Source organism: Xanthomonas sp. WHRI 7064 (genome assembly GCF_040202355.2).
GTDB lineage: Bacteria > Pseudomonadota > Gammaproteobacteria > Xanthomonadales > Xanthomonadaceae > Xanthomonas > Xanthomonas arboricola.
The window spans coordinates 3,238,539-3,265,175 of the sequence record NZ_CP167821.1 but is presented as its reverse complement, the minus strand read 5'-3'; the positions used below and the strand labels follow the sequence as shown (position 1 = coordinate 3,265,175).

At 65.9% G+C, this 26,637-nt stretch carries 28 protein-coding genes; 6 read left to right on the top strand and 22 right to left on the bottom strand.

The window, feature by feature from the left end:
- Nucleotides 1-43 precede the first annotated feature (43 nt).
- The 3 genes from ABQY74_RS14055 to xopAW all read left to right on the top strand — a co-directional run bounded on the left by ABQY74_RS14055 (nt 44) and on the right by xopAW (nt 2,444).
- Nucleotides 44-418 carry a helix-hairpin-helix domain-containing protein gene (locus tag ABQY74_RS14055; RefSeq protein ID WP_349792267.1) on the top strand — a complete coding sequence of 125 codons (375 nt, stop codon included), beginning with the start codon at nt 44-46 and terminating at the stop codon, nt 416-418.
- Nucleotides 419-776: 358 nt separating this feature from the next.
- On the top strand, nt 777-1,625 hold the full coding sequence (locus ABQY74_RS14050; RefSeq protein ID WP_349791902.1) for a HutD family protein: 849 nt from the start codon (nt 777-779) through the stop codon (nt 1,623-1,625).
- A gap of 153 nt (nt 1,626-1,778) precedes the next feature.
- Complete coding sequence (gene xopAW / locus ABQY74_RS14045) at nt 1,779-2,444, top strand: EF-hand domain-containing protein (protein WP_104553939.1); 666 nt, start codon at nt 1,779-1,781, stop codon at nt 2,442-2,444.
- A gap of 492 nt (nt 2,445-2,936) precedes the next feature.
- Here the strand turns inward: xopAW and ABQY74_RS14040 are convergent, their stop codons facing one another.
- The 15 genes from ABQY74_RS14040 to ABQY74_RS13970 form a co-directional block, all read right to left on the bottom strand.
- Nucleotides 2,937-4,685, bottom strand: a complete 1,749-nt coding sequence (locus ABQY74_RS14040; RefSeq protein ID WP_349791901.1) for a flavodoxin domain-containing protein — start codon at nt 4,683-4,685, stop codon at nt 2,937-2,939.
- Complete coding sequence (locus tag ABQY74_RS14035; RefSeq protein WP_349791900.1) at nt 4,682-5,656, bottom strand: FAD:protein FMN transferase; 975 nt, start codon at nt 5,654-5,656, stop codon at nt 4,682-4,684. Before ABQY74_RS14035 ends, ABQY74_RS14040 begins: the two co-directional genes overlap by 4 nt.
- 67 nt (nt 5,657-5,723) lie before the next feature.
- The gene (locus ABQY74_RS14030) at nt 5,724-6,527 is read right to left on the bottom strand and encodes a DUF4198 domain-containing protein (protein ID WP_349791899.1); all 804 of its coding nucleotides are present in this window, start codon (nt 6,525-6,527) and stop codon (nt 5,724-5,726) included.
- Nucleotides 6,528-6,699: 172 nt separating this feature from the next.
- On the bottom strand, nt 6,700-7,215 hold the full coding sequence (locus tag ABQY74_RS14025) for a DUF2271 domain-containing protein (protein ID WP_039519819.1): 516 nt from the start codon (nt 7,213-7,215) through the stop codon (nt 6,700-6,702).
- A 22-nt stretch (nt 7,216-7,237) separates the two neighbouring features.
- The gene (locus ABQY74_RS14020; protein ID WP_349791897.1) at nt 7,238-7,876 is read right to left on the bottom strand and encodes a PepSY-associated TM helix domain-containing protein; all 639 of its coding nucleotides are present in this window, start codon (nt 7,874-7,876) and stop codon (nt 7,238-7,240) included.
- Between the two features lie 7 nt (nt 7,877-7,883).
- Nucleotides 7,884-8,642, bottom strand: a complete 759-nt coding sequence (locus ABQY74_RS14015) for a tetratricopeptide repeat protein (RefSeq protein ID WP_349791895.1) — start codon at nt 8,640-8,642, stop codon at nt 7,884-7,886.
- Complete coding sequence (locus tag ABQY74_RS14010) at nt 8,635-9,321, bottom strand: Fe2+-dependent dioxygenase (RefSeq protein WP_104559349.1); 687 nt, start codon at nt 9,319-9,321, stop codon at nt 8,635-8,637. Before ABQY74_RS14010 ends, ABQY74_RS14015 begins: the two co-directional genes overlap by 8 nt.
- Nucleotides 9,322-9,369: 48 nt before the next feature.
- Nucleotides 9,370-11,688, bottom strand: a complete 2,319-nt coding sequence (locus ABQY74_RS14005) for a TonB-dependent siderophore receptor (RefSeq protein WP_065049132.1) — start codon at nt 11,686-11,688, stop codon at nt 9,370-9,372.
- Nucleotides 11,689-12,257: 569 nt separating this feature from the next.
- The gene (locus tag ABQY74_RS14000) at nt 12,258-12,587 is read right to left on the bottom strand and encodes a non-heme iron oxygenase ferredoxin subunit (RefSeq protein WP_126962990.1); all 330 of its coding nucleotides are present in this window, start codon (nt 12,585-12,587) and stop codon (nt 12,258-12,260) included.
- A complete protein-coding gene (locus ABQY74_RS13995; RefSeq protein WP_126962988.1) occupies nt 12,584-13,123 on the bottom strand; it encodes a GNAT family N-acetyltransferase in 540 nt (179 codons plus the stop codon). The genes ABQY74_RS14000 and ABQY74_RS13995 overlap by 4 nt, the downstream gene beginning before the upstream one ends.
- A 232-nt stretch (nt 13,124-13,355) precedes the next feature.
- The gene (locus ABQY74_RS13990; RefSeq protein ID WP_024938768.1) at nt 13,356-14,600 is read right to left on the bottom strand and encodes a cysteine desulfurase; all 1,245 of its coding nucleotides are present in this window, start codon (nt 14,598-14,600) and stop codon (nt 13,356-13,358) included.
- The gene (sufD, locus tag ABQY74_RS13985) at nt 14,597-15,859 is read right to left on the bottom strand and encodes a Fe-S cluster assembly protein SufD (RefSeq protein WP_102584995.1); all 1,263 of its coding nucleotides are present in this window, start codon (nt 15,857-15,859) and stop codon (nt 14,597-14,599) included. The genes ABQY74_RS13990 and sufD overlap by 4 nt, the downstream gene beginning before the upstream one ends.
- Nucleotides 15,859-16,623 carry a Fe-S cluster assembly ATPase SufC gene (gene sufC, locus ABQY74_RS13980; protein ID WP_039519836.1) on the bottom strand — a complete coding sequence of 255 codons (765 nt, stop codon included), beginning with the start codon at nt 16,621-16,623 and terminating at the stop codon, nt 15,859-15,861. Before sufC ends, sufD begins: the two co-directional genes overlap by 1 nt.
- Before the next feature lie 119 nt (nt 16,624-16,742).
- Nucleotides 16,743-18,200 (bottom strand): Fe-S cluster assembly protein SufB, encoded by a 1,458-nt coding sequence (gene sufB / locus ABQY74_RS13975; protein WP_349791892.1) that lies wholly within the window; start codon nt 18,198-18,200, stop codon nt 16,743-16,745.
- Nucleotides 18,201-18,216: 16 nt separating this feature from the next.
- Complete coding sequence (locus tag ABQY74_RS13970; RefSeq protein ID WP_016902345.1) at nt 18,217-18,675, bottom strand: SUF system Fe-S cluster assembly regulator; 459 nt, start codon at nt 18,673-18,675, stop codon at nt 18,217-18,219.
- A 187-nt stretch (nt 18,676-18,862) separates the two neighbouring features.
- Here ABQY74_RS13970 and ABQY74_RS13965 point away from each other — a divergent pair, with 187 nt between their 5' ends.
- Nucleotides 18,863-19,330 carry an SET domain-containing protein gene (locus ABQY74_RS13965; protein WP_016902346.1) on the top strand — a complete coding sequence of 156 codons (468 nt, stop codon included), beginning with the start codon at nt 18,863-18,865 and terminating at the stop codon, nt 19,328-19,330.
- A gap of 106 nt (nt 19,331-19,436) precedes the next feature.
- Complete coding sequence (locus ABQY74_RS13960) at nt 19,437-19,979, top strand: type 1 glutamine amidotransferase domain-containing protein (protein ID WP_046343621.1); 543 nt, start codon at nt 19,437-19,439, stop codon at nt 19,977-19,979.
- 143 nt (nt 19,980-20,122) lie between these two features.
- Here ABQY74_RS13960 and ABQY74_RS13955 read toward each other — a convergent pair whose 3' ends face one another.
- The 7 genes from ABQY74_RS13955 to ABQY74_RS13925 form a co-directional block, all read right to left on the bottom strand.
- Entirely contained in the window at nt 20,123-20,719 is a 597-nt protein-coding gene (locus ABQY74_RS13955; RefSeq protein WP_016902348.1) for a DUF1439 domain-containing protein, read from the bottom strand.
- Between the two features lie 55 nt (nt 20,720-20,774).
- On the bottom strand, nt 20,775-21,320 hold the full coding sequence (locus ABQY74_RS13950) for a hypothetical protein (RefSeq protein WP_164741839.1): 546 nt from the start codon (nt 21,318-21,320) through the stop codon (nt 20,775-20,777).
- A gap of 54 nt (nt 21,321-21,374) precedes the next feature.
- A complete protein-coding gene (locus ABQY74_RS13945; protein WP_024940752.1) occupies nt 21,375-21,683 on the bottom strand; it encodes a DUF3861 family protein in 309 nt (102 codons plus the stop codon).
- A gap of 93 nt (nt 21,684-21,776) precedes the next feature.
- Nucleotides 21,777-22,397, bottom strand: a complete 621-nt coding sequence (locus ABQY74_RS13940; RefSeq protein WP_127159715.1) for a M23 family metallopeptidase — start codon at nt 22,395-22,397, stop codon at nt 21,777-21,779.
- A 135-nt stretch (nt 22,398-22,532) separates the two neighbouring features.
- Nucleotides 22,533-22,958, bottom strand: a complete 426-nt coding sequence (locus ABQY74_RS13935) for an HU family DNA-binding protein (RefSeq protein ID WP_026064288.1) — start codon at nt 22,956-22,958, stop codon at nt 22,533-22,535.
- A 600-nt stretch (nt 22,959-23,558) separates the two neighbouring features.
- A complete protein-coding gene (gene proC / locus ABQY74_RS13930; protein ID WP_104553953.1) occupies nt 23,559-24,404 on the bottom strand; it encodes a pyrroline-5-carboxylate reductase in 846 nt (281 codons plus the stop codon).
- Between the two features lie 61 nt (nt 24,405-24,465).
- Nucleotides 24,466-25,158, bottom strand: coding sequence for a YggS family pyridoxal phosphate-dependent enzyme (locus ABQY74_RS13925; protein WP_016902354.1), 693 nt, complete (start codon nt 25,156-25,158; stop codon nt 24,466-24,468).
- Nucleotides 25,159-25,480: 322 nt separating this feature from the next.
- Between ABQY74_RS13925 and ABQY74_RS13920 the strand changes: the two genes are divergently transcribed.
- The gene (locus ABQY74_RS13920; protein WP_003489919.1) at nt 25,481-26,518 is read left to right on the top strand and encodes a type IV pilus twitching motility protein PilT; all 1,038 of its coding nucleotides are present in this window, start codon (nt 25,481-25,483) and stop codon (nt 26,516-26,518) included.
- Nucleotides 26,519-26,637: the final 119 nt, after the last annotated feature.

Sequence of the window (26,637 nt, the reverse complement as noted above, 5' to 3'; positions counted from 1 at the left end):
GGATTGCTGCATGTGGCGCGGGACACTGGCTCCGCCGGCAGGAATGCTGGCTAGGACCATCACCCAAGCCACAAGGAGCGTTGCAATGAAGTCATTTACCGTAGCCCTGAAGTCCCTGCTACTGGCGTTGCTGTTGTCCTCGAATGCGTATGCACTCGACAAGGTCGATATCAACACCGCGTCTGCTGAGGAATTGGACAAGGTGCTGACGAACGTCGGGCGATCAAAAGCCGAGGCAATCGTCGAGCACCGTCAGGCAAACGGTCCCTTCAAAAGTGCCGAGGAACTGGCACTGGTCAAGGGCATCGGACTCAAGACGGTCGAACGGAATCGAGACCTGATCGAAGTAGGAGCCACGATGGCTCCCGCCAAGAAGGCTGCCAAGGGGGCGGCGATGAAACCGGTGGGACGGCGTTAATGGGAAAGGATCCGAGATACGGTTCGACGCGAGGATGCGTGGCCGCAACCTAACTGGACAGGATGTCCGGGGGATGGCTGGATGCCGACAAGGACGTGGAATCGCCCGGTGTTGCACTTGGATGTGCAGCCGGGCGTTTTTCGTTTTGGGCCCGCGTGGGTGGCGAGCGCCCGCAAGCATCGGTGACTGCGGGAAACCAGCGCACGCCGCATAAAGCGCTACTCACTTCGTGAGGCACCAGCCGCTTCGTGGGTCTCGGCCACACCCTCGAGTTGGCTTGGCATTGACGCTAAGGCACATCAGCAGCCCTGAAGCACTGCATGACGGCTTGGCGCCGCGCTTGCGGCACAATGCGCCCATGCAGCTGACAGACCTGAGCAGCCGGGTGATTCCGGCCACCGAGTACCGCCGTGAGCGGTGGCGCAATCAATTGGGCTGGACGCGAGAGATCCTGCGCCTCGGCGAAGCCGATGCATGGTCGCTACGCCTGTCGATTGCCGAGATCGAGCAGGACGCGGCGTTTTCTGCATTCCCGGGCATCGATCGCGAGCTGGTGCTGTTGCACGGCAATGGCATGCGGCTGCAGTTTGGCGATGCTGCCAGCGGTATGGGCAGCGACGCCAGCATCAGCACCGACAACGACAACGACAACGACAACGACACCCGCACCGGCACCGACACCCGCACAGGCACAGGCACAGGCACAGGCACCGGTGCAGGCATTGGCATCGGCACGGCTACTAGCGGCGGTGTCAGCAAAAGCGATAGCGGCAGTGGCAATGAGGGCAATGGCTCTGATCATGGCGGCCATGACGCCGGCACCAATGGCGATACCGGCGCCCCTGGCAGCAGTCATCGCAGTTGCGAATTGCTGCCGCCACACCAGCGCGTCCGATTCGCAGGCGAGGAAACGGTACATGCGACGCTGCTCGACGGGCCGACCCAGGATTTCAACCTGATGTGGCGGCGCGATCTGGTGCAGACCGAACTGCTGCACCGGCCGCTGGTCGGCACCATGCTGTTTTTCGCCGAACCGGGCAGCGCCTGGGCGATCCATCTGCTGGCAGGCCAGGCCAGCTTTGGGCGCGAGAGTGGCCTGCCACCGTTGGCTGCCGGCGATACCGCGTGGCTGAGTTCCTCCACGCGCAGCCGCCATGTGCTCGATGGCGGCGGCGAGCTGCTGGCGATCCGGGCGAGCCCGGTCTAGGGCGTTTCACGTATCCGCAAGCAGATCGCGCCCCCGCGGCACGCGCCCGGATGCGTTCGTGTCAACGCAGACAAGCGACGGCATTGCTATGCCACCTGGCTAGGGAACAGTGCATGCGCCGGGAGTGGTTCCGGCAATTCCAGGGGGGAATCAATGAGTACCATCAGCTCGGTCGGAGCCGGCTACGCCGCCTACCCGTCCTATGCAAGCCGAAGCGCGGCCGCCGCCAACAGCGCATCCGCCGCGCAGGCGGAAAAAACCAATCCACTGACACAGTTGTTCAAATCCATCGATAGCGACAGCGATGGCAGCCTGACCGCGTCCGAGCTGTCGACCGCGCTGTCCTCCAATAGCGATGGCGACAGCAAGATCGACATCGATGGGCTGCTGAGCATGCTCGATCAGGATAGTGGCGGCACCGTCAGCGAGAGCGAACTGGCGCAGGCCTTGCCGCCTCCTCCGCCGCCGCCGGGTGAGCAAGGACAGGATGTGCAGTCGTTGTTTGCCGATCTGGACAGCGATGGCGACGACAGTGTCAGCAGCGGTGAATTGAGCACGCTGGTCAATGGCGACAGTGCGTCGAGCACGCAGCTGCTGGACCTGCTCGACAGCGACAAGAGCGGGGCGCTGAGTCTGCAGGAGCTGCAGGAGGCGATGCAGCCGCGCGATCCGCCACCGCGACCGCCGTTATCGGCCGATGCATCCGGCAGCGACGGCACGCAGCAGGCCTATGCAGCGTTGGTGCAGATGGCCGTGGGGCAGTACCGCAGCATTGGCGGCAGCGCGACAACGAACAATCTGGTCGATCTGGCAGCGTAATGCGGTGATCGAGCCATAACGGTGACGCCGGAGCGGTAGCGGTGTATCCAGCGCGCGGTGCAGCGATGGTGCTGCGTGCCCTGTCGATGCAGCACTGCGTCAGCGGGGAATTTCGTCGCGGGAGGCGTCGGACCAAAGACTGCTTCTCGCGCCGCGGATGCATCACTGGATGCGCCCTCTGTGAAGTTTGGGCTGTGAACTACTGCTTTTTTCTTGGGGCAATCCGGCTGTGAACTCTGGGCAATGCGATTGCTTTCTTCTTCGCCATTGGCCGCCTGACAAATGCCACAAGCAGTTGTCGGCGGCCGATAACGGTCGGGAGCATAGGGAAGGGCAGATGGCTGCAGTAACGGCTTGCAGCAGTAGATGAGCTGGCGCGGTTAGCGCGCAGCGGCCGGATGCTTGGATGATGCGGAGTTGAACATCAGGTGCGCGCTTGGTGTCTGCGTAATCACTACGTCGGGGGCGCGTGGCAGTGCCGCACGCGATGGTTCAGTACACGTCGCGGCGATAGCGACCGTTGCGTAGCAGTTGCTGTCTGACATCGGCTCCGAGGATGCAATCCAGCGTGCGGTCGAGTTCGGGCGCCATACCACGCAGGCTGCCGCAGACGTAGATGCAGGCATCTTGATCGATCCAATGACGCAGGCGGTCGGCGGCGGCCGCCAGTGCGTGTTGGACGTAATGCGGCGGCGGCTGCTGATCGCGCGAGTAGACAAGCTCCAGGCGTTCGATCCAGCCGTCCTGATGCCACTGCTGCAACTCGTCGGCATACAGCGCGTCGTGCGCGGCATTACGTTCGCCGAACAGCAGCCAGTTGCGCCGCGCGCCGGCTGCGATGCGTGCACGTAGATGCGCGCGCAGACCGGCGATGCCGGTGCCGTTGCCGATCAGCAGCATCGGCTGGTCGGGTGCGGGCGGGTGGAAGCCGGGGTTGCTGCGCAGGCGCAGCGCGATGGCTGCGCCGATCGGTGCATGGGCGCAGAGCCAGCCGCTACCCAGCCCCAGGCTGCCGTCGGCGTGCCGATGCTCGCGGACCAGCAGTTCGGCATGGCCTTCCTCGGGAATGGATGCGAGCGAATAGTCGCGATGGGGCAGGGTGGCCAAACTGCGCACCAACGCATCTGCGTCCAGTGGTGAAGTTGTGCCTGCGGTTGTCCCCGTAGCTGTATCAGTGCCTTTACCTATGTCCGTAGTTGGGTCGATTCTGACTTCGGCATCGGCATCGGCATCGGCATCGGCACTAGCGCTGAGAATGGGACTTGCACCCACGTCGATACCGACATCGGTATCGACGGGAAGTTGCGCGCCGCCGAGCCAGTCGCGCAGGGGGCAGCCGTCGATCTGCTGCGCGCCATCGTAGTGGTTACGCCGCAGCCAGGACTCCACCGCATCCGGGGCGTGACGCGGTGCGATCTCCGCGATATCGCCTGCGCTCCACTGCGGCAACGCGCCATCGCATGGCGTCAGGCGCAGTCGGTAAATCGGCGCACCCGCACTGCCGGGATTGACGTTGACACGTTCGCGTAGCTGCCAGGTGGTGTAGGTGGGCAGGCTCCAGTCGGGTTGCGTCGCGAGTGCGGGCGCCAGTTCCGCCAGACAGCGTTGCCAGTGCTGCAGGGCGTTCGGGTCAGCGTTATCGACCTCGATGCGTTCGAACAGGCGAGTGGCGCCGCGCGCCTGCAGGCGATCGTCGAGGCGCCGGCCGAACGCGCAGTAGTGCGCGTAACCACGGTCGCCAAGCGCCAGCACCGCGTACTGCACGGCGGTCAGATCCTGCGCGTGGTCGGCAAGCCAGGCGCGCTCGGCGGCCTGCGCATGGTCGGGCGCATCGCCCTCACCGGTGGTGCTGACGATGCACAGCAGCCGCGGCACGCATGCGAGTTGATCGCTGTCGACGGCTTCGATCGGCAACGCATACGCGCCGACACCGGCCGATTGCAGCGCGGCAACGCTGCGTTGCGCCAGCTCACGCGCAAATCCGGTCTGGCTTGCCCAGACGATCAAGACGCCGCTGGCGTCTGCGCGTTGTGCGCCGACGCGCTTGCGTGCACGCAGCAGCACGACCGCGCACAGGCCCAGATACAGCGCCAGGCCGAGTGTTGCCAGTTGCCAGCGATGAGGGGTGGGTGCGCTCCACCATGCGCCCTCATGCAGGCCGGCCAGCCAGCCGACGATGACGGCAAGCGCCAGCAGAACCAGCCCGTTGCCCAGCCACACCCGTGAGGTGGCGCTGCTCATGACGCGGACAGGTGGCGTTCGAATGCCGGGCTCATGGATTCGAGCAGGATGCCGTCCTTGCGTGCCAGGAATCGCACGGCCAGTTCCGCCTTGCGTGCATGGGCAAGACCGGCATCAACGCCAAGCACGGTCATCGCGGTGGCCCAGGCATCGGCCTGCATCGCATCGGGCGCGAGTACGGTGACCGCCGCAGGGGCATGCGGAACGGGCGCGCCGGTGCGTGGGTCGAAGGTGTGCGTATAGCGTGCGCCGTCGGCATCGAAGCGGTGCCAGCGATCGCCGGAGGTGGCGACCGCCAGGCCGTCCAGCGCCAGCACGCGTGGTGGCAGCGCGCTGCCTGCATCTTCGTCGGGGGCGGATTCCACCAGCACGCGCCACGCGCTGCCGTCGGGCTTGCGTCCGTAGCCGAACAATTCGCCGCCGGCCTCGATCAATGCACTGTCGATACCCGATCGCAGCAATGCGCGATGCACGCAGTCCACACCGAAGCCCTTGGCGATGCCGGACAGATCCAGTGCCGCTGCGCCCGGCTGCAGCACACGCCTGCCATCCAGCTGCAGGCGTTGCCAGCCGCAACGCAGGCTTGCCAATGCGATCGCCTGCGCTTCCGGCACGCGCTGGCGCGTGCCCGCGGCGCCGAAGCCCCATAGCTCGACCATCGGGCCAACCGTGGGATCGAAGGCACCCTCGCTGGCCTGTGCGATCTCCAATGCTGCGCTCAGCACTGCGTGGAATTCGTCCGGCAGGTGGTGCCAGCTGCCCGCCGGTGCGCGGTTGTAACGGCTGATATCCGAATCGGCCTCCCAGGTACTCATCTGCGCGACCACGCGATCCAGCGCGGCCTGAATGCACGCATGCAAGGGGTGCAGATCGCGTCCGCGCGGCGCTACCAGCTTGACGCTCCAGGTGGTGCCCATGCTGCGGCCGCCGAGCGTGGCAATGGCGTGGTCGGCGGAAGACGATGCGGGCATGGATGGGTCTTATGAAGATGGGGCGGCAGGATGCACGCTGCGTGCGCTCCTGCCGCGTGCCGGCAGATTACTGCGGCAACACTTCCAGGGTGGCGACATAGCCCAGGCGGCGCTGCTTGGCCTGCGGCAGCGAGGTCTTGGTGTCTTCGGTGGTGGTTTCCAGCCAGTACATGCCCGACTCCGGCCAGGTCACGCTGAAGCCGCCCTTGGCATCGGTTTTGAGTTTGATCTCGTTCTGCGCATCGCGATAGCGGGTGCCGCCGCGCACGATCTCGATCTCCAGCCCGGCCGCCGGTTTGCCATCCAGCTGCAGCGTGAATTGCGCCGCTTCGCCGGCGACCAGATCGTTGGGATGGGTCACCGGAACCAACTCGATGCCCTTGCCGGCGGGCTTGAAGACCGTTGTGGTCGGCGCACCGCGGGTGACGAAGGTTTCCACCCGGTTGAAGGACTGCGAGACCTGCAGATCCTGCGCGTTCTTCGGCACCTCGGTGGCGAAGCGGGTTTCGTCGCCACGCCAGCGCTTGGGCTTGCCGTCTTCCTTCCAGCTGGCGAACAGGCCGGCGTTGACGATGCTCAGCTTGTAGGTGCCGGGCTGGGTGAGCTGCAGGTCGAACACGCTGCGGTACTTGCCGGTGGCCGGATTTTCCGGCTTGAGCGCGCTGCCATCGGGCGCGGTGATGCTCAGGTTGTCCAGGCGCAGCGGCACGTGGTTGAAGTAGAACAGGTCGTTGGACACCGCTGCATCCACGGTGATCCACGGCGCCTCACCGGCGATGACGGTCTGCGACGGCAGCAACCAGGCCTTGTGGGCGAGTGCGCTGAGCGGCAGTGCGGCGAGCATGGCGATCAGGACGAGCGAACGTTTCATGACAACTCCTTGAAGGATGATGAGGACGGTGGGTCACGTGTCTGATCAGCGCGCAGGTATGGCGCTGCGTGGATGCGTGGGAAGCGATATGTGTCTGGCAACGCGATGCACTGCGCAGCTGCGCCGTGGCCGGCCGCGTGTGCTGCGCGCGGCCGCCACCAGCAGGCAATGCTCAGGGTTTGGCGACCAGGCTGATTGCGCCGAGCTCGCTGCTGCCGCTGGCCTTGGCGGTCTGCGCAGACTTCGCCGGCCAGGTGAAGGGCACCTTGACCAGCTCGCGGCCGCCGACCTCGCGCGCGGCTTCCACCACCAGCGTGTACTGGCCGGGCGGCAGCGACTTCAACGCGCCCTTGGTGTCGGAGAACGACAGCGCATGCGCGCCGGCCGGACGGGTGGGGCCGGTGACGCCGTCGACCGGCACCTCGAGGGTGCGCCCGCTCTTGCGCCACCACTGGCGCAGGTCCGGCAGCCACTTGGTGCCGTGGCCTTCGGCGGTGTCCTTGGATTGATACCAGACCGCCAGATTGGCGGCGACCTTCTGGTCCGCACCTTCCAGCCAGATCGCCACGTATGGGCGGTGATATTCGGCGACGTTGAGCTTGGGGATCTCGACGTTGATGTCGAGCGTGGCGGCGTATGCCGGCATGGCGAGCAGGCCGCTCAGGGCGATGGTCAGGGTGGCGCGCATGATCGTCTCCGGTAGGAAAAAGTCAGTGGATCAACAGCAGGGCGAGCAGCAACGGAATCAGCAGACCCAGGCCGACCAATGGCCAGGTCATGCGGCGCTGGCGCGCATGCAGATGCAGCAGGAACAGCCCGGTGATGCAGAACACCAGGCAGGCGATGGCGAACACGTCGATGAACCAGCCCCAGGCCGGCCCGGCATTGCGTCCCTTGTGCAGATCGTTGAGATAGGCGATGGCACCGCGCCCGGTACGCTCGTATTCGATCGCGCCGGTGCTGCGGTCCAGGCTCAGCCAGGCATCGCCACCAGGACGCGGCAGCGCCAGATACACCTCGTCGGCCGACCATTCGCCGGCACGGTTACCGATGCTGATATCCAGCTCACGCCCCAGCCACTGCGCCACGCGTGGCGGCAGCGGGGCATCGCCTTCTTCGCGGCTGCCCAGGGACTTCAGCAGGGCCGGCGGCAGCGTGAGCGTGCGGTGTTCGGTCGAAGGGCTGGCTTCGATGCGCGCGGCATGGTTCAAGGTCAGCCCGGTGATGGCGAACAGCAGCATGCCGATCAGGCACAGCGCCGAACTGATCCAGTGCCATTGATGCAGCATGCGCAGCCAGAAACCGCGGCGTTGCTGGGAGGTGGCAAGCGTGTCGTTGGAGGTCGCCATGGCGCGCTCAGGCCACATCCACTGCGAGCGACGGCTGCAGGTGCGATTGCCGCGCGGCCACTTCGCCCAGCAACGCGCGCAGACGTGGCTGCGTTGCACCCGCCAGCAACGGCGTGAGCTGTTGCAGAAAGCCGGCATGCCCGCCGGCGATCGCACGGCGCATCCATCGTTCGGCCTGGTCGATGTCGCCGGCGTCTGCGAGCAAGGTGGCGTAACCGGCCTGGCCGCGGAAATCGCCTGCTTCGGCGGAGCGGCGATACCAGTGGCGCGCGGCGACCGGATCGGCAGCGCAGGCCAGGCCCTGGTCGAGATAGCGCGCCACGAAGTTCATCGACTTGGCATGCCCGCGCTCGGCGGCGGTGCGATACAGCGTCAACGCCTGCGCGTGGTCCTGCGCCACGCCGCGGCCGGAGCCATACAGATGGGCGAGGTTGTACATGCCCCAATCCAGCCCATGCTCGGCGGCGCGGCGGTACCACAGCGCCGCCAGTACCTCGTTGCACGAGGTGCCGAAGCCCAGTTCGTGGCAGCGCCCCAACTGGTTCATCGCTTCCGCATGCCCGGCATTGGCGGCGACTTCGTACCACAGCATCGCCATGGCCGGATCGGCGGGGATACCGCGGCCTTCGGCGTAGAGCTGGGCGAGCAGCAGTTGCGCGGCCAGATCCTGGCGCTCGGCGGCCTTACGCAGCAGCGCGACCGCGCGATCGGGTTGCGTGTGCAGCAGCTCGATCAGCTGCGCCGGGTCCAGTGCGGGCTCAGACATCGGCCCATTGCCGCAGCAGGTTGTGATACACGCCGGTGAGCTGGATCAGCGACGGATGGCCGGGGGTGTCCTGGGTGAGCCGCCGGATCGACACGTCCAGTTCGAACAGCAGGCGACGCTGCGCATCGTCGCGCAGCATGCTTTGCGTCCAGAAGAAACAGGCGACACGCGCGCCGCGGGTCACCGGCATTACCCGATGCAGGCTGGTGCCGGGATAGATCACCAGGTGCCCGGCCGGCAGCTTCACCGACTGCGTGCCGTAGGTGTCTTCGATCACCAGCTCGCCGCCGTCGTAGCTGTCCGGGTCGCTGAGAAACAAGGTGGCCGAAACATCGGTGCGCACTGGATCCGCGCCGCCGCGACTGCGGTCGTAGCGGATCGCGTTGTCGACGTGGTAGCCGAACGATTGCCCGCCGCTGTAGCGATTGAACAGCGGCGGATAGATGCGCCGCGGCAATACCGCCGAAAAAAACGTGCTGCTGCGCGAGAGCGCGTCCAGTACCAGCGCGCTGGCCTCGCGTGCAATGGCGCTGTCTTCGGGCAGTTGTGCGTTGTCCTTGGCCTGCGCCGACTGATGGCCGGCGGTGATGCGGCCGTCCGCCCAGTCGGCCGCGTCCAGCCGCGCGCGCAGCTCGGTGAGCTGGGCGGGGCTGAGAACATCGGGAATGGGCAGCAACATGCGGTGGTCTCCACGCCGCCCGCGTTGTGCGGGCGGCGTGCCAGTGGGTCAGAAACTGAAGGTGGCGCTCAACACCGCCGAGCGGCCTTCGCCCGGAAGCGCCCAGCCACTGCCGGCGGTGACGGTGCCGGCCGCATTGACGGTGAGGTTGTTGCGCACGCTGGTGTAGTACTCCTCGTCGAACAGGTTGTTGACGTTCAACTGCAGGCTGAGCCAGTCGTTGACGCGCAGGCCGACCATCGCGCGGTGCACCCAGTAGTCGTCGGTCTTGCGATAGGCCGCGGCCGAGGCGTTGTTGGGATAGAAACCGCCCTGGTAGGTGACGCCGTAGCCGAAGGTCCACTGGTTGAGCGTATAGGTGGTCCAGATGTTGCCGGCATTGCGCGGGGTCTGCACCAGGTCGCGTCCGGCCACCGGGTCGCCGGTGAGGCTCTCGGTGCGGTTGGACACGCTCTGCAGCACTTCGCTGTCCAGGAAGGTGTAGTTGGCGAAGATCGACCAGCGGTCGGTCAAATAACCGGCGGCGCCGAGCGCGATGCCGTCCACGCGTGCCTTGCCGTCCAGCACCTGCTCGGGGATCAGCGGATCGCCGCTGTTGACCTTGTAGTTTTCGCGCTCGTTGCGGAACAGCGCAGCGGTCAGTGCCAGACGCTGGTCCAGCACGTCCCACTTGCCGCCCAGTTCGATGTTGACCGCCGTCTCCGGCTCGACATTGCAGTTGGCGCCGGCGGTGGCCGTGGCGATCGGCGTGCACGAGCCGTTGACCGAGGCCTTGGACGGCGTCTTGCTGTTGGCGTAGGACAGATACAGGCTGGCGTTCTCGGCCGGCTTGAACACCAGGCCGGCACGATACGAGAACAGGTCCTCTTCGCTGCCGGCCGGGAAGCCCGCGCTCACACCGGTGACGTTGCCGGCGGCGTTGACGGTATAGGTGGTGCTGTCGCCTTCGTTGTGCTCGTAGCGGCCGCCCAGGTTGAGCATCCACTGTTCGTTGAACTGCAGCGTGTCGAACAGGTAGACCGCCTGATTGGTCAGGCTGCCCTTGCTGCGCCCGGTGCGGAAATAATTCTGCGGGCCGGTCCAGATGTTGTAGGGATTGTCGAAGGACTGCACCGGGTAGGTGATGCCGGTGGTGGAGCCATCGGCATTGCGGAAGGTGGTGCCGCTATTGAGTTCAAAGTCTTCCTTGCTGAAGGCCACGCCTGCGACCACGCGGTGCTCGATGGCGCCGGTGTGCAGGGTGGCGGTCAGGTCGGTCTGGCTGTGTGCGATGAAGTTTTCCGTCTCGCGGACCAGGCCACGCGGGCCGCTGTTGGGGTTCCAGCTGGCCGCCGGCTGGCCGACGCAGGCGCGGCCGGTGTACGGGTCGGTGCCGTTGGGCAGGCACCAGGTGCCCTGCGGTGCGGTGGCATTGGTGGTCTGGTCGACGCGCTGCACGCGCGCCAGGCTGCGCAGTTTGACGTTGTCGTCGAAATCCATTTCCAGCACGCCGGTCAGCATGTCCACGTCGATTTCCTGACGCGAGGTATTGCGGTAACCGAAGAAGGTTTCCGGGTCCACGCCCGGCAGCGGGCCGTCGTTGAACGGGCTGAGTGCGAACGGCACGCCGTACTGCGGCAGGTTGTTGTCGTGCTGGTGCAGGTAGCTCAGGGTGAAGCGGGTATCCGAGCCCAGGCCGAACGCCACCGACGGCGCAAAGCCCCAGCGATGGCGGAACTCCTCGTCGCGCCCCGGCACGTCCTGGGTGTGGCCCATCGCGTTCAGGCGCACGGCGGTGCCGTTTTCGAAATCGTAATTGCTGTCGGCAGTCAGCCGGCCATAGCGGTCGCTGCCGCCACCGACCACGACATTGGTGAAGTCGCCCTGGCCGGCGGTCTTGGTGACCAGATTGATGTTGCCGCCAACCGAGCCGGCGCCGGACATGGCCGAGTTGGCGCCGTTGATCAGCTCCACCGCTTCCAGGTTGAAGGTGTCGCTGCGGCTGTACTGCGCGCTGTCGCGCACGCCATCGGTGGTGATGTCGCTGCTGGCGGTGAAGCCGCGCAGGTTGATGCTGTCGCCATAGCCACCGCCGCCTTCGCCGGCGCCGAAGGTGATACCGGGCAAGGTGCTCAGCACATCGCGCAGCGACAGCAGGTTCTGCTGGTCCATGGTCTGCTTGGTGACCACGGTGATCGTCTGCGGCGTGTCACGCAGCACTTCGGTGTACTTGGGCGAGGACGGCTTCTGCGCGCGTTCCTGCTGCACCCGGATGGCGTCCAGATCGACCGCGCCCGGAGGCGCCGGCGCATCGCCAGGCTGGGCGAAGGCAGGAGCGGACAGCGTCAGCAGCACGGCCGAGGTGAGCGGGGAAATCCTGGGAGTCATGAGGCGTCTCGAAGAGGAAAGCGAGGCTCCGGCCTGGCGATGGCTCGGCGGATGCGGGATGGGAAGGCGGATCGGGGAATGCGCGCCGGCTAGCCCCAGGCGGCCGGGCGGCCCGACCAGTCTCCGGACACGCACAGGCGCTGCGCAGCAGGGCGCATGCGGGGCAGGATCGGAAAAAAAGTGTCGAACAGAGCTGGGCGCATGGGATCGCAGGGCAGGCCAGTTGTTAAGAAGGCCTGAAGGGCTGCGATCTTAAATGCAAATCATTCTTCTTTGCAATCTTTGTCGGCTGGCGACATGCTCCGGGCAATCGCGCTGGCCGAGGCGTCAGGCCATTGCGGCGATCGATGCGGGGTTGCATAGGGAGCCGCGCGGGTTTGTGTCGGCTGGCGGGCCGAGGTGTCGCTTGCACAAATGGTCGCGCTCGCTGGCGTGGCAGCGCGTCCTTTTCCTGCGGGGCGCGGATCTGCGTACGCCCGGGCACGCGCCGGACGGGGCCGAGACTGCGGATCAGCGTCCTGAGCGGTCTGCGCTCATGGCGACCGTGTCACGCACGGGTCCGGCTGGTGTCAGCGGTCGTCGCGGGTCCAGATGCCGCCGTGTTCGCGCTTGACCGGGAACTTGGGCACCGCGGTGTAGGCCGGTGCGCACAGCGGGCGGCCGCCGCGGATGTCGAAGCGGGCGCTGTGCAGCAGGCACTCGATGCTGCCTTCTGCCGGGTCGAACGTGCCCGGCGACAATTCGTAGTCTTCGTGGCTGCAGCGGTCTTCCAGCGCGTACAGCTCGCCGTCGAGGTTGAAGATGACGATCGGGGTGTCGGTCACCTCATCCCAGACGGTCTGCAGTTCGCCGGGCAGCAGCGCCTCGCTGGCGCAGACGAAGGTCCAGGTGTCACTCACGGCGCTGCGCCGCCAAGCGGTTTTTCCAGCACCTCGAAGCGCAGGTCCTGGCGCAGCGGCACGCCGAAACGCTCGTCGCCATACGGGAACGGCTTGAAGACGCCGGTGCGGCGGTAACCGCGTCGCTCGTAGAACGCGATCAACTCGTCGCGGATGTCGATCACGGTCATGCGCATCACCGGCAGCTGCCACTCGGTGTAGGCGATACGCTCGGCCTCGGCCAGCAGCGTCTTGCCCAGCCCGCTGCCCTGTAGCGCGGGGTCCACCGCAAACATGCCGAAGTAGCCGGCGCCGTGGTCGTCGGCGATATGCGCGCAGGCCCGCAGACGCCCGTCCTGTTCAACCAGCAGCACCAGGCTGCGGTCGCGCAACAGGTCCTCGCGCAGCACCGCAGGATCGATCCGCGCGCCGTCGAGAAAATCGGCCTCGGTGGTCCAGCCAACGCGGCTGACATCACCGCGATAGGCCGAGGTCACCAGCGACACAAGGGCGTCGATGTCGTCGACGGTGGCGGTACGGAAGGTGGTGGTCTGCATGGGAGCAGTTTAGCGGGAGTCGGGATTGGAGAATCGGGAATCGGGAATCGGGAATCGGGAATCGGGAATCGGGAATCGGGAATCGGGAATCGGGAATCGGGAATCGGGAATCGGGAATCGGGAATCGGGAAAAGCGTTGCGCCGCTCGATGAGCTACTTCCAACGTGTCGAACTGCATCAGTATGCGGGAGAGCCGCTTTTCCGATTCTCCATTCCCGATTCCCGATTCCAATCAACCCAGCAGGCGACGCACCTTCACCAACGCAGCAACGAAGCGCTCGATCTCGTCATGCGTGTTGTAGAACGCCAGCGAGGCGCGGCAGGTGGCGGCGACGCCGTAGTACTGCAGCAGCGGGTGCGCGCAGTGCTGGCCCGAGCGGACCGCGACGCCTTCCAGGTCGAGCAGGGTGGCCAGGTCGTGCGCATGCGCGCCCTCGATCAGGAACGACACAACAGCGGCCTTGTCCGGCGTGGTGCCGAAGATGCGCAGGCCGTCGATGCGCTGCAGTTCTTCGGTGAAATGCGCCAGCAGCTCGGCCTCGCGCGCTTCCACGTGCGCTAGCCCGACCGACTCCAGGTAATCGACTGCCGCGCCCAGGCCGATGAAACCGGCGATGTTGGGGGTGCCGGCTTCGAACTTGTGCGGGGCATCGTTGAACACCGTGCCCTCGAAACTGACCTCCTTGATCATCTCGCCGCCACCCAGGAAAGGCGGCATCGCCTGCAGGTGTTCGCGCCGTGCCCACAGCGCGCCGGTGCCGGTGGGCCCGCACATCTTGTGGCCGGTGATGGCGTAGAAATCGCAGCCGATGCCGGCCACGTCGATACGCCGATGCGGCGCCGCCTGCGAGCCGTCCACCACGGTGACGATGCCGCGCTTGCGCGCCTCGCGGCAGATCTCGCGTACCGGATTGACCGTGCCCAGCACATTGGACACATGCGTGATCGCCAGCAGCTTGACCTCCGGCGTCATCGCCTTGCGCAAGGCGTCCAGATCCAGCGCGCCGTCCGGGGTGATCTCGGCCACGCGGATGGTCGCGCCGGTGCGTTGCGCCACAAGCTGCCACGGCACGATGTTGGCGTGGTGCTCCATGCGCGAAATCAGGATCACATCGCCAGCGCCCAGGCGCGGCAGCGCCCAGGAATAGGCCACCAGATTGATTGCAAAGGTCGTGCCGCTGCACAGCACCAGTTCGTCGGCACGCACGTTGAGAAAGCGGGCGAGCTTGCTGCGCGCGCCTTCGAAGGCGTCGGTGGCCTCGGTGCCCAGCGCATGCACCGCGCGGCTCACATTGGCGTTCTGGCGACGATAGAACTCGTCGGTCGCGGCGATGACCTGCAGCGGCTTCTGCCCGGTGTTGGCGTTGTCGAAATAGATCAGCGGCTTGCCATGCACCTGTCGCATCAACAACGGGAAATCCGAGCGCACGCGCTCCCAGTCCGGCGCGGCCAGTTGCGTGGCGGCGGGCGCGTTCATGCCACGCCTGCCGAGGCCAGTGCGCGGTCCAGCTGCAGCGCCAGCACCGCACTCAGCGCGGCGGGGAGCACGCGCAGCGGCTCGTGGCAGAACGCCGCGCTCAACAAACGCTGCGCCTCGGCCTGCGGCAGACCGCGCGAGCGCAGGTAGAACAAGGCATTGTCGTCGAGCTGGCCGACGGTGGCGCCATGCGCGGCCTGCACTTCCTCGGCATCGATCACCAGCACCGGCTGGGTGTCGATCTCGGCATTGGCCGACAGCAGCAGGTTCTTGTTCGACAGCCGCGCGTCGGTGCCATCGGCGCCCGGACGGATGTTGATGCCGCCGTGGAAGACCACCCGGCTGCGATCGGCGCCCACGCCGCGCCAGACCAGCTCGCAGGTGGTGTCGCGTGCGATGTGCGCGATGCCCAGCCGTGTATCGACATGGCGGCGGCCGTTGCCGAGCAACACACCATTGGCGGTGAGCTGGGCATTGTTGCCCTCCAGGCGCACGTTGAGCTCATGGCGCGACAGGTTGGCACCCAGTTCCAGATCCACGCGCTGATAGCGCGCATTGCGTGCCAGCACCGCATCGGTGCGCAGCAGCGACGTTGCGTGCGCGCTGTCGGCCTGCACGCGGGCATGCGACAGCACCGCATCCTGGGCCAGATGCACATGCATCAGGCTGTTGTGCAGATGCGCGGCATCGCCGACATGCAGGTGGTGCTCGACCACGTTCAGCGCCGCGCCGGCGCGCAGTTCGATCAGGTGGCGGTGGTGCCAGGACAGGTCGTGCTCGCCGGCCACGCCGATGAAGACCAGATGCAGCGGCGCCTCGATCTGCGCGCCGTCCTGCACGCGCACCAGCACGCCTTCGTCGGCAAGTGCGGCGTTGAGGCGTGCAAAGATTTCATCGCTGCCTTCGAAACGGCGGCCGAGCAACTGCTGCGCCTCGTCGCCGGCGGCCAGCGACGCAGACAAGGTGTCCAGCTGCACGCCGTCCGGCAGCGTCGACAGGTCGCTCAATGCGTCGGACGGGCGGCCGTTGACGAACACCAGCCGCGGCGACGGGATCTCGTCCAGCAGCGCGGCGTCGATCAGCGTCGGCACCAGCGGCGCGGGCTGGAAGCTGCGCCGCTCCAGCTGCCGCAGCGAGGTGTACTTCCAGGCTTCGGCGCGCGGGCCGGGCAGGCCGGCCTGCAGCGCGGCATCGAGTTCGACCCGGCGCGCATCGTTGCCGCAGAAGCCGCGGGCGAGGGATTCCAGCAGGGCGCTCATCAGGCAGCCGCCTCGGGCACCACGCGGTCCTTCAGGAAGTGGTAGCCGTGCTTTTCCAGCTCCAGCGCCAGTTCCGGGCCGCCGCTCTGCACGATGCGGCCTTCTGCCAGCACATGCACCACGTCCGGGGTGATGTAGTCGAGCAGGCGCTGATAGTGGGTGATCACCAAGAACGAACGCTCCGGCGAGCGCAGCGCGTTGACGCCGTCGGCCACGCTCTTGAGCGCATCGATGTCCAGGCCCGAATCGGTCTCGTCCAGGATGGCGAGCTTGGGCTCAAGCACGGCCAACTGGAAGATCTCGTTGCGCTTCTTTTCGCCACCGGAGAAGCCTTCGTTGACGCCGCGATGCAGCAGCTCGTCCTTCAGATGCAGCACGGCCAGCTTCTGCCGCACCAGCTTGAGGAACTGCATCGAATCCAGCTCGTCCTCACCACGCGCCTTGCGCTGCGCATTGAGTGCGGCGCGCAGGAAATAGGTGTTGTTGACGCCGGGGATTTCCACCGGGTACTGGAAGGCCAGGAACAGGCCGGCAGCGGCGCGTTCTTCCGGCGGCAGCTCAAGCAGGTCCTTGCCTTCGAACTGCACGGTGCCGGCGCTGACCTCATAGCCGTCGCGCCCGGCCAGCACGTTGCCCAGCGTGGATTTGCCGGCGCCGTTGGGCCCCATGATGGCGTGCACCTGGCCCGGCTGGATGTCCAGCGACAGGCCCTTGAGGATGTCTTTGCCGGCGATGCTGGCGTGGAGGTTGTTGATCGTAAGCATGGGAATAGGGAATAGGGAATCGAGAATAGGGAATGGGTAATGCGAGACGTTGGCGCGGCAAGGAGCAGGAAAGAGAACCAATACCGATTCTCCATTCCCCACTCCCGATTCCGTTGGCGTCAGCCGACGCTGCCTTCCAGCGAGACTTCCAGCAGCTTCTTGGCTTCCACCGCGAACTCCATCGGCAGCTCGCGGAACACCTGCTTGCAGAAGCCGTCGACGATCAGCGACACCGCGTCTTCCTGGCTGATGCCGCGCGCGCGGCAATAGAACAGCTGGTCGTCGCTGATCTTGGAGGTAGTGGCCTCGTGCTCGACGGTGGCGCCGGGATTCTTCACCTCGATATAGGGGAAGGTGTGCGCGCCGCACTGCTTGCCGATCAACAACGAGTCGCACTGGGTGTAGTTGCGTGCGCCGTCGGCATTGCGGTCCACCTTGACCAGACCGCGATAGGTGTTCTGCCCGCGGCCTGCACTGATGCCCTTGCTGACGATCTTGCTCTTGGTGCGCTTGCCGATGTGGATCATCTTGGTGCCGGTGTCGGCCTGCTGACGGTGATGGGTCAGCGCCACCGAGTGGAACTCGCCGACCGAGTCGTCGCCGAGCAGCACGCAGGACGGGTACTTCCAGGTGATCGCCGAGCCGGTTTCGACCTGGGTCCAGGTGACCTTGCTGCGCGCGCCACGGCATTCGGCACGCTTGGTGACGAAGTTGTAGATGCCGCCACGGCCTTCCTCGTCGCCCGGGTACCAGTTCTGCACGGTCGAATACTTGATCTCGGCATCTTCCAGCGTCACCAGCTCGACCACCGCCGCGTGCAGCTGGTTTTCGTCGCGCATTGGTGCGGTGCAGCCTTCCAGATACGACACGTAGGCCTTGTCCTCGCACACGATCAGGGTGCGCTCGAACTGCCCGGTGTGGCCGGCATTGATGCGGAAATAGGTGCTCAGTTCCATCGGGCAACGCACGCCCGCAGGAATGAACACGAAGCTGCCGTCGGAGAACACCGCCGAGTTGAGCGCGGCGAAATAGTTGTCGCCGACCGGCACCACGCTGCCCAGATACTGTTTGACGATCTCCGGATGTTCCTTGATCGCCTCGGACATCGAGCAGAAGATCACGCCCTTTTCGGCCAGTTCCTTGCGGAAGGTGGTGCCGACCGAGACCGAGTCGAACACCGCATCCACCGCCACGCCGGCCAGCCGGGCGCGCTCGTGCAACGGCACGCCGAGCTTATCGTAGGTGTCGAGCAGTTCCTTGGGCACGTCGTCCAGCGAGGCGTACTTCGGGCCCTTGGGCGCGGAGTAGTAGCTCAGCGCCTGAAAGTCGATCGGCGAGACCTTCAGCTTCGCCCATTCCGGCATCGGCATCTTCAGCCAGTGCCGATACGCCTCAAGACGCCAGTCGGTCATCCATTGCGGCTCGTCCTTCTTGGCCGACAAGGCACGGATGACGACCTCGTCCAGGCCGGGCGGGAGCGAGTCCGATTCGATCTCGGTGATGAAGCCGGCGTCGTAGCGTCGGCCCAGCCGTTCGATAATTTCGGCATTCTGCGGGGGTGCAAGTTCGGTGGCCATCGGGCTGCCTACAGGGTCAGGTGGTCGCGACGCGTGCGGCGATGGAACGCCGACGGCTGTCGCCAGGGAGAGAGAGGGGCTGCAACATCTGTGCGAGCGTGACGCGACGCAATGCATCGCCGACCACGTCGTTGATCAGGCGCCAGTTGGAACGCACCCCGCATGTCTGCGCGATGCCGCACTGGCTGTGGTCCTGGCTGCATTCGGTGATCGCCAGCGGGCCTTCCATCGCCTCGACGATTTCCACCAGCGTGATCTCGCTGGCCGCGCGCGCCAGCCGGTAGCCGCCGTGCACGCCGCGCAGCCCTTCGACCAGGCCCGCCTGCGACAGCGGCTTGAGGATCTTGCTCACGGTCGGCGCTTCCAGGCCGGCCTGCTCGGCAAGTTCGCTGGCGCTGAGCACCTGGCCGCAGCGCGCTGCCAGGACGGTCAACACTACGGTGGCGTAATCGGTGAGTTTGGTGACGCGCAACATGGGAAGGCGATAAATCCGAAAGCGGACCGAAATTGTACGCTTTTAGCCGGGGCAGGGCCACCTGCCTGGTTCAGCCGCCGGCAAGCAGCAGCCGGCAAGCAGCAGCCGTTGCGGGTACTGCTGCGCTTGTGCTTGGCGCATCGTCGCACTGCAGTCACAATGAGCGGCCCCATCACTGGACCCCTTCATGTCGCGCAAAGTTGCCGCCCGCAAGTCACGTATCCACGGCAATGGCATGTTCGCCCTCGCCGCGCTCCGCAAGGGCGAGCGCATCATCCAGTACAAGGGGCGCCTGCGCACGCATGCGGAAGTGGATGCCGATGACACCGGCGATGTAGAGAGTGGCCACACCTTCCTGTTCACGCTCAGCGACGACTATGTGCTGGATGCCAATTACGAGGGCAATGTCGCGCGCTGGATCAACCACAGCTGCAACCCCAATTGCGAAGCGGTGATCGAAGAAGCCGAGGGCGACGACCGCAGCAAGGACAAGATCTTCATCGAGGCCAAGCGCGCGATCAAGGCCGGCGAAGAGCTCACCTACAACTACGGCATCACCCTGGCCGAGCGGCATACGCCGCGTTTGAAGAAGATCTGGGCATGCCGCTGCGGGTCGAAGAACTGCACCGGCACGATGCTGCAGCCCAAACGCTGAGCACCGGTTTGCCGGCGTCGCACTGACGCGGCGCACACATCGATTCACTCATGCGCAACAGGCGCACGCCTAGCGTGCGGGCTTCTTTTCAGTAAGGAGTCCCCGCATGTCGTATTCGCTCTCCGGCAAGACCATCGCAGTGCTGGCCACCGATGGCTTCGAACAATCCGAACTCATTGAGCCCAAGCGCCTGCTGGAATCCTGGGGCGCCAAGGTCGATGTAATTGCGCCCGGCGACGCTGCGCAGATCCGCGCCTGGAACAAGACCGACTGGGGCGATTCGGTGCCGGTGGACCAGCGGCTGGATCAGGCCAAGGTCGACAGCTACGACGCGCTGGTGCTGCCCGGCGGGGTGCTTAACCCCGACACCTTGCGCGGCGACGCCAAGGCGATCGCATTCATCCAGGCCTTTGCCAGTGCCGACAAGCCGGTCGCCGCGATCTGCCACGGCCCGTGGCTGCTGGTGGAAAGCGATCTGGTTCGCGACCGTGACGTCACCTCGTGGTCGTCGGTCAAGACCGACCTGCGCAATGCCGGCGCACGCTGGCAGGATGCGGAGGTAGTTGTCGACGGGTCGCTGATCACCAGCCGCAAGCCCGACGATATCCCGGCCTTCACCGCTGCAGTGGCCAAAGCCCTGGTGGCTTGATCGCTCCCTTGCAACGTTGAGATGAAAACAAAGGCCCGGCGTGGTGACGCCGGGCCTTTGTCTTGGTCCGATGGCCGTTTGCGCAGATCGGCGCGACAGCATGACGGCGCGCTTCGGTCCTGCGTCGCAACTGGCGCGTCAGCCTATTTCCCGGACAATGCAGCGGCCGGCACCAGCTGCTCGATGTTCTGGTTGAAATTCACCGCGACGCGGCCGTTCTGGATGCCGACCGACTCCACCTGCACATTGCCCATCACCGCCGCGATGGCCGGGTCGATACGATAGATCGGCTCCTTGCGCGCGTAATCGGCCAGCCAGGCATTGAGCAGCTGGCGGGTGCTGTGGTCGAGTTTTGCGCCGGCGTTGGCTGGGCGGAAATCATCGATGGTGGGCTGATCGAGATAAAAGCCCTGCTTGGCCGTGTCGTAGCGCAGTGCGCTGGTCAGGGTCACATTGCCGACCGGTGCAGGCGCGCCGCCGGCAGTGGCGAGCGCCAGGTCGAAGGCCATCTTGAGCCGGTCGCCCGGCGGAAGTGACAGTGCCGGATTGCTGACCGTCATCTCGACCAAGCCGCCCAGCGCGTCGTGCGTCTGCGGGAAGCGGCCACCGAGGAATTGCTGCAGGTCGCTGCCCTGTACGCTGATCTGGTGTCCCTGGATCTGCGGCGTCGCCCACGCGCTGGTCGTGGGTAGCGCCAGAGCGAGGGCAAGCATGGATCCGGCAAGCGAACGCAGTTTCATCGGGTGACTCCGGCAACAGGTGCGATCACATTAGTCGTTGCCGGTGAACCGTGGGTTAGCGCAATACCGGGTGCAGGGTGGCCGAGTAGATCTCCCAGTCGTCGCTGCCGCTGCGCGGCTGCAGCCGGTAGGCGCCGACCAGGCGTTGGGTGCCGGTGTCGGTGCGCACGATCAGTTGCACCGGCACTTCGATCCGGCGCGGGGGCTGTTCCTGATCCAGTGCGATGGGCGCGTCGTTATTGATACGCATCGACTGGATATTGCCGATACCGCGCAGCGCCGCATCGTCCGGCACCGGCGCAGGGCGACCGCCGCTCCACAGTGCATCGGCATCGCCGCGTGCCGCACCTGGCAATGCGCCCAGGTATCGCTGAACGGTCGCGCTTGCTTTAGCGAAGTTGGCGCGCGCAACCGCATCGTCAGGGGTGGCATCGCTTGCGGGTCGTGCGGGCGTGTTGCCCGCGGTGGCGGTAGTCGGCCTTTGCGTCGCCGCGGCAATGTGCGAGGACGCTGCCGCGTTGCCCGTTTCTTTGTCAGCGCTGCGATGGCAACTGCAACCGGCAATTGCCGTTGCCAGCATGACGATCCCCAACCCACGCATGGCGCATCTCCCGTCCCCGATGCGCGCAGTGTAGCGGTCGCCGCGACGCCGGTCTCAGGTGCCGGCGGCCGGTTGCACGCGTTGCAGGCGCTCCAGCAGCAACTGCAGTTTTGGCCGCAAGGCCTCCAGTGCATCGCTTGGCTGCGCGCGCGGGCGGGCGGCCAGGTCTTCCAGCAGTTGCGAACCGACTGTCAGCGCCGCACATTCGTCGCTGCTCAGATCGCGTCGCAGGTGCAGCTCCTCGAGCAGCCGCATCCAGTCGGCCCGCGAGCGCTGTTCGAATTCGATGGTGCAGCGATCGCTGCAGGGGCGGCCATCGCTCTCGATGGGCGTGACCGTAATGCGATAGCGTTTTCGGGACATGGAGTGGGGCGTCGTTCCTTGGGCTGACTCCACCATAGGCGTAGCCAGCAACGGCCTCGATAGCTCAGGCCATGACGCAGTGTTCCAGCATGCTCACTGTGCCGGCTGTGGCACGGGTTTGCGCAGCAGCGGCAGTGGATCGTACGCACCGTTGCGCCCATAGACACCATAGTGCAGATGCGGCGGCGTGCCGCGCGCATTGCCGGTGGTGCCGACCATGCCGAGCGGTGTGCCGGGCTCGACGACATCGCCAACGGCCAGCCCGGCGGCCCAATCGTCCAGGTGCGCGTAGTAATGGCGCTCCATCGCCGGCCCGAGCACCCAGACCTGCTTGCCGCCCAGGCCTTGATCGCGGATGGCGCTGACCACCCCGCGTGTTGCGGACAGCACCGGCGTGCCGCGCGGCGCGAAGATATCCACGCCGGCATGGCGTCGGTCGCGACCGCGCGGTGCGCCGAAGGTGTCGGCGATGCGGCGCGCCTGCACGCCTTCGACCGGAACCGACAACTGCACGGGTGGCGGCATGCGCGACAGCTCCCAACTGGTACGCAATTGTTCGGCAACCGGCAACTGCCATGCCCAGCGCGCGGTCACACCCAGGGCGCACAGCAGCGCGATCGACACTAGCAGCCGGCGCACCCGGCGCGCGGGGCTGCGGGTTGCCGATGACGGCGGTGTGGATGGGCGAGGAGACGACGGATCGGTCACATGCACCTGCTGCGTTGCAAATCAGCGTGCAGGGTAGGCAAGCGGCGATGAGCGGTATGTGGGGAGTGATGCGGGCGGTCGCACGCGCGCAAAAAAAAGACGGCCCGCAGGCCGCCTTCGTGACAACGCAGGCGTGCTCGATTAGAGCGCGGCGTCCTTCAACTTCTTCAGCAGGCGAGCCTTGACCTTGAAGCTGGCCGGCTTCGCTGCAAAGGTCTGCTCTTCCTTGGTGAACGGGTTGATGCCCTTGCGCTTCGGCTTGGCCGGCACATGGACGCTGGTCAGCTTCAGCATGCCCGGCAGGGTGAACGAGCCGGCGCCCTTCTTGCTCAGCGACGAATGAGCGGCCGATTCCAGCGTCGCCAGAACAGCGCGGACGTCCTTCGGAGCCAGCTGGGTGGATTCGGCAATGTGCGCGACCAGGCCGGTCTTGCTCAGCGCTTCCTTGATCGGCTTCGGCGCAGCGGACTTGGCAGCAGCGGCCTTGGCCGGCTTTGCGGTCTTGGTCGCGGCGACCTTTTTCACTGCCTTCTTGGGGGCAGCCTTCTTAGCGGCGGTTTTTGCCATGAGTTATGTGTTCCGTGATCGTTGGTGGTGTTGGGTCTGCCGACCCAGTCGGCAACGCGAAATGTAGGGCAACTGCTGCGCGCCGCCAATAGGGAAACGATGAAACAACCGAAAAAAAGCGTCTTTTGACGGGGATTCGTTCACCGGCGGCAGAAAACCTCCGCGAAAGCGCTGTCGACACGGCTGCAATGCGCAGGGCGATGCGGTGTCTGACGCATAGCAGCAGATCGTTTGCGCGAAGCCATGTGTGCGTTTTGCATCGAGCTCGCCGCTGAGAATTGGCTACGGCGTGCAGCTGGCGGTGGCGTTCGCTGCCGCGATCAAGTATCGCCGCATAGCTACGCCTTGCAGGAGACGTCCGACGTCGCCGGCTGTTGGTGCGTGTTCCTGAGGCCTTGTTTTGATCCGACGAGCCGCTGCGTTTGCGCTGCTGCTGCCGTGTGCGCCCGTCGCGTGCGCCGGGTTTTTACGCGCCTGACAGGCGCCGACGCGCTGTATGTGGTGACGGCTTAACTGCGCAATTGCAGCTGTACTCCCGCGCGCGGCACGGCCGGCGCTGCGAGACATTCCTACTTCGGACGATGTCCCGTCACCGGTCGACTAATCATTGGCCGCCGACAGGCTACGGCCGCGCTCGGTCGCTGCGGCAATCGCCTTGGCGGTGAGCGCTTCGAACTGGCCGGCCTGAAATGTCTCGATTGCCGCCTGCGTGGTGCCGTTGGGCGAGGTCACCCGGCGGCGGAGCAGCTCCGGTGCTTCGCCCGATTCGGTCAGCATGCGCGAGGCACCGAGCAGGGTCTGCAGCACCAGCGTGCGTGCGGTGTCGGCTGGCAGGCCTTGCGCCTGCGCGGCGGCTTCCATTGCTTCGGCCAGCAGAAACACATAGGCCGGCCCGCTGCCGGAGACCGCGGTCACCGCATCCATCTGCGCCTCGTCGTCGATCCAGACGGTGACACCGGCGCTTTCCAGCAGGCCGGTTGCCTGCGCGCGTTGCGCGTCGGAGACGCGTGGATTGGCATACAAGCCGGTGACGCCGGCACCGAGCAGGGCGGGTGTGTTGGGCATTGCGCGCACCACCGCAAGCTCGCCGCCGGACCAGCGCTCCAGCTGCGGAGCGGTGATGCCGGCGGCGATGGACAGCAGCAGCGGCTGCTGCGCCTGCGCAAGATCGGCCAGCTGCGCGCATACCGCTGGCAGCACCTGCGGCTTGACCGCCAGCACCCAGATGGCTGCGCCGTCCACGGAGCTGCGCGCCTGCTCCACCGCATGCACGCCGAAGTCGCGCGACAGCGCATCGCGCAGTTCGGCCACCGGCTCGGCGACGCGGATGCTGGCCGCGGGCACGCCTTGCCGGATCAGCCCGGCAATCAGGCTGCGCGCCATGTTGCCGCCGCCGACGAATGCGGTGATTGCAGTGGAAGGCGCGGGCGAAGAGGGCAGAGTCATTGCGACACCTTAAGTAAGAGGAAACGGCGATGTGCTACGCGAGGCCGATCGGGACCGGGGGTCAGGACGCCGCGGCAGCCGACGAGCCGCGTTCGCCGAACAACGCAGTCCCGACCCGCACCATGGTCGCGCCGGCCGCGATCGCTTCGGCAAAATCCGAGCTCATGCCCATCGACAAGGTATCCACCTGCGGGTAGCGGCGCTTGAGTTCTTCGAACAGTACCTGCATGCGGGTAAACGCCGCCATGCGGCGCGCCTGCTCGGGGAATGGCGCGGGAATCGCCATCAGGCCGCGCAATTGCAGCCGCGGCTGCAGCGCGATGGCCGCGGCCAGACCGTCGACCGCCTCCGGCGCGCAACCATGCTTGCTGTCCTCGTCGTCGATGTTGACCTGGATCAGCACATTCAAGGGTGCGCGACCGGCCGGGCGGTGGTTGGCCAGCGGCGCGATCAGCTTGGCGCGGTCCAGGGTCTGCACCCAGTCGAACCACTGGCTGGCCAGTTCCGCCTTGTTGGATTGCAGGTGGCCGATCAGATGCCACTCCAGTCCCAGCGTCTGCAGTTGGGCAATCTTGGTTTGCGCTTCCTGCACGTAGTTTTCGCCGAATGCGCGCTGGCCCTGCGCCGCCAGCGCGGCAACCGCATCTGCCGGCCGGGTCTTGGACACCGCCAGCAGGCGCACATCGGCGCGCGCGTGCCGAGCCGCGGCGGCGTGGATGGCATCGAGAATCTGCTGCAGCGACGAAGCCGGCACGTGGCAATCCAGGGGGGAAAGGAACGCTATAGTGCCGCCCCCGGCTGCGTCCTTCCAGCCGGCGCGCCGAATCGGGCCGGCCGATGACGCTGCAATGGCGCCAGCCCGCGCCGAGCCTGCCCACAGACGGGACGAGCTGGCGATCGGCGCGGCGCTGGCCCAGGCAAGGACCGTGCCGCGGCGCACCTCCAAACCAACGCCTTCAGGCGCGGCCGACGGTGCCGGCCTGAACCGGCCGCGCGCCGCTTCCCGCCAGCAGCCAGAACGCTATACTGCCGCTCGGGGAGTACCTTCCAATCGCAGCCTAGGGGAAAAGCAGCGCATGGATATCGCTGAACTATTGGCGTTTTCCGTCAAAAACAAGGCATCGGACCTGCATCTGTCGGCCGGCTTGCCGCCGATGATCCGTGTCGATGGCGATGTCCGTCGCATCAATATTCCGGCCCTGGACCACAAGCAGGTGCACGCGCTGGTCTACGACATCATGTCGGACAAGCAGCGTCGCGATTACGAGGAATTCCTCGAGGTCGACTTCTCGTTCGAGATTCCGTCGCTGGCGCGCTTCCGCGTCAATGCGTTCAACCAGAACCGCGGCGCCGGTGCGGTGTTCCGTACCATTCCTTCCGAAGTGCTGACGCTGGAAGACCTGGGCTGCCCGCCGATCTTCCGCCAGTTGATCGACCAGCCGCAGGGTTTGATCCTGGTCACCGGCCCGACCGGTTCGGGCAAGTCGACCACGCTCGCCGGCATGATCGACTACATCAACAAGAACGAATACGGCCACATCCTCACGGTCGAGGATCCGATCGAATTCGTGCATACCTCGCAGAAGTGCCTGATCAACCAGCGCGAAGTGCACCGCGATACGCATGGCTTCAACGAGGCGCTGCGCTCGGCGCTGCGCGAAGATCCGGACATCATCCTGGTCGGCGAATTGCGCGACCTGGAAACCATCCGCCTGGCGTTGACTGCCGCCGAAACCGGCCACCTGGTGTTCGGCACCCTGCACACCAGCTCGGCGGCCAAGACCATCGACCGCATCATCGACGTGTTCCCGGCCGGCGAAAAGCCGATGGTGCGCTCGATGCTGTCCGAGTCGCTGCGTGCGGTGATTTCGCAGGCGCTGCTGAAGAAGGTCGGCGGCGGACGCACCGCGGCCTGGGAAATCATGGTCGGCACCCCGGCCATCCGTAACCTGATCCGCGAGGACAAGGTGGCGCAGATGTATTCCTCGATCCAGACCGGCCAGCAATACGGCATGCAGACGCTGGACCAGCATCTGCAGGACCTAGTCAAGCGCAGCCTGATCACGCGCAACCAGGCACGCGAGTACGCCAAGGACAAGCGGATATTCGAGTGATTCGGGAATAGGGAATCGGGAAAGGGGAATCGCGAAAGCACGCATCCCTGACCGGTCCCGGCTCCCGGCTTTTCCAATTCCCGATTCTCGATTCCCCATTTCCGGCTCCGAAGGAGCAC

Excerpts from the sequence above, each read along its gene's own strand:
- ABQY74_RS13990 (WP_024938768.1), bottom strand. The coding sequence starts at position 14,600 with ATGAACGCGCCCGCCGCCACGCAACTGGCCGCGCCGGACTGGGAGCGC.
- xopAW (WP_104553939.1), top strand. The coding sequence starts at position 1,779 with ATGAGTACCATCAGCTCGGTCGGAGCCGGCTACGCCGCCTACCCGTCC.
- ABQY74_RS13935 (WP_026064288.1), bottom strand. The coding sequence starts at position 22,958 with ATGGCAAAAACCGCCGCTAAGAAGGCTGCCCCCAAGAAGGCAGTGAAA.
- ABQY74_RS13920 (WP_003489919.1), top strand. The coding sequence starts at position 25,481 with ATGGATATCGCTGAACTATTGGCGTTTTCCGTCAAAAACAAGGCATCG.
- ABQY74_RS14030 (WP_349791899.1), bottom strand. The coding sequence starts at position 6,527 with ATGAAACGTTCGCTCGTCCTGATCGCCATGCTCGCCGCACTGCCGCTC.
- ABQY74_RS13955 (WP_016902348.1), bottom strand. The coding sequence starts at position 20,719 with ATGAAACTGCGTTCGCTTGCCGGATCCATGCTTGCCCTCGCTCTGGCG.
- ABQY74_RS14010 (WP_104559349.1), bottom strand. The coding sequence starts at position 9,321 with ATGTTGCTGCCCATTCCCGATGTTCTCAGCCCCGCCCAGCTCACCGAG.
- ABQY74_RS14015 (WP_349791895.1), bottom strand. The coding sequence starts at position 8,642 with ATGTCTGAGCCCGCACTGGACCCGGCGCAGCTGATCGAGCTGCTGCAC.
- ABQY74_RS13970 (WP_016902345.1), bottom strand. The coding sequence starts at position 18,675 with ATGTTGCGCGTCACCAAACTCACCGATTACGCCACCGTAGTGTTGACC.
- ABQY74_RS14035 (WP_349791900.1), bottom strand. The coding sequence starts at position 5,656 with ATGCCCGCATCGTCTTCCGCCGACCACGCCATTGCCACGCTCGGCGGC.
- ABQY74_RS13950 (WP_164741839.1), bottom strand. The coding sequence starts at position 21,320 with ATGCGTGGGTTGGGGATCGTCATGCTGGCAACGGCAATTGCCGGTTGC.
- ABQY74_RS14055 (WP_349792267.1), top strand. The coding sequence starts at position 44 with ATGCTGGCTAGGACCATCACCCAAGCCACAAGGAGCGTTGCAATGAAG.
- ABQY74_RS13960 (WP_046343621.1), top strand. The coding sequence starts at position 19,437 with ATGTCGTATTCGCTCTCCGGCAAGACCATCGCAGTGCTGGCCACCGAT.
- ABQY74_RS14050 (WP_349791902.1), top strand. The coding sequence starts at position 777 with ATGCAGCTGACAGACCTGAGCAGCCGGGTGATTCCGGCCACCGAGTAC.
- sufD (WP_102584995.1), bottom strand. The coding sequence starts at position 15,859 with ATGAGCGCCCTGCTGGAATCCCTCGCCCGCGGCTTCTGCGGCAACGAT.
- ABQY74_RS14020 (WP_349791897.1), bottom strand. The coding sequence starts at position 7,876 with ATGGCGACCTCCAACGACACGCTTGCCACCTCCCAGCAACGCCGCGGT.
- ABQY74_RS13945 (WP_024940752.1), bottom strand. The coding sequence starts at position 21,683 with ATGTCCCGAAAACGCTATCGCATTACGGTCACGCCCATCGAGAGCGAT.
- ABQY74_RS14025 (WP_039519819.1), bottom strand. The coding sequence starts at position 7,215 with ATGCGCGCCACCCTGACCATCGCCCTGAGCGGCCTGCTCGCCATGCCG.
- ABQY74_RS14005 (WP_065049132.1), bottom strand. The coding sequence starts at position 11,688 with ATGACTCCCAGGATTTCCCCGCTCACCTCGGCCGTGCTGCTGACGCTG.
- ABQY74_RS13995 (WP_126962988.1), bottom strand. The coding sequence starts at position 13,123 with ATGCAGACCACCACCTTCCGTACCGCCACCGTCGACGACATCGACGCC.
- proC (WP_104553953.1), bottom strand. The coding sequence starts at position 24,404 with ATGACTCTGCCCTCTTCGCCCGCGCCTTCCACTGCAATCACCGCATTC.
- ABQY74_RS13965 (WP_016902346.1), top strand. The coding sequence starts at position 18,863 with ATGTCGCGCAAAGTTGCCGCCCGCAAGTCACGTATCCACGGCAATGGC.
- sufC (WP_039519836.1), bottom strand. The coding sequence starts at position 16,623 with ATGCTTACGATCAACAACCTCCACGCCAGCATCGCCGGCAAAGACATC.
- ABQY74_RS14040 (WP_349791901.1), bottom strand. The coding sequence starts at position 4,685 with ATGAGCAGCGCCACCTCACGGGTGTGGCTGGGCAACGGGCTGGTTCTG.
- sufB (WP_349791892.1), bottom strand. The coding sequence starts at position 18,200 with ATGGCCACCGAACTTGCACCCCCGCAGAATGCCGAAATTATCGAACGG.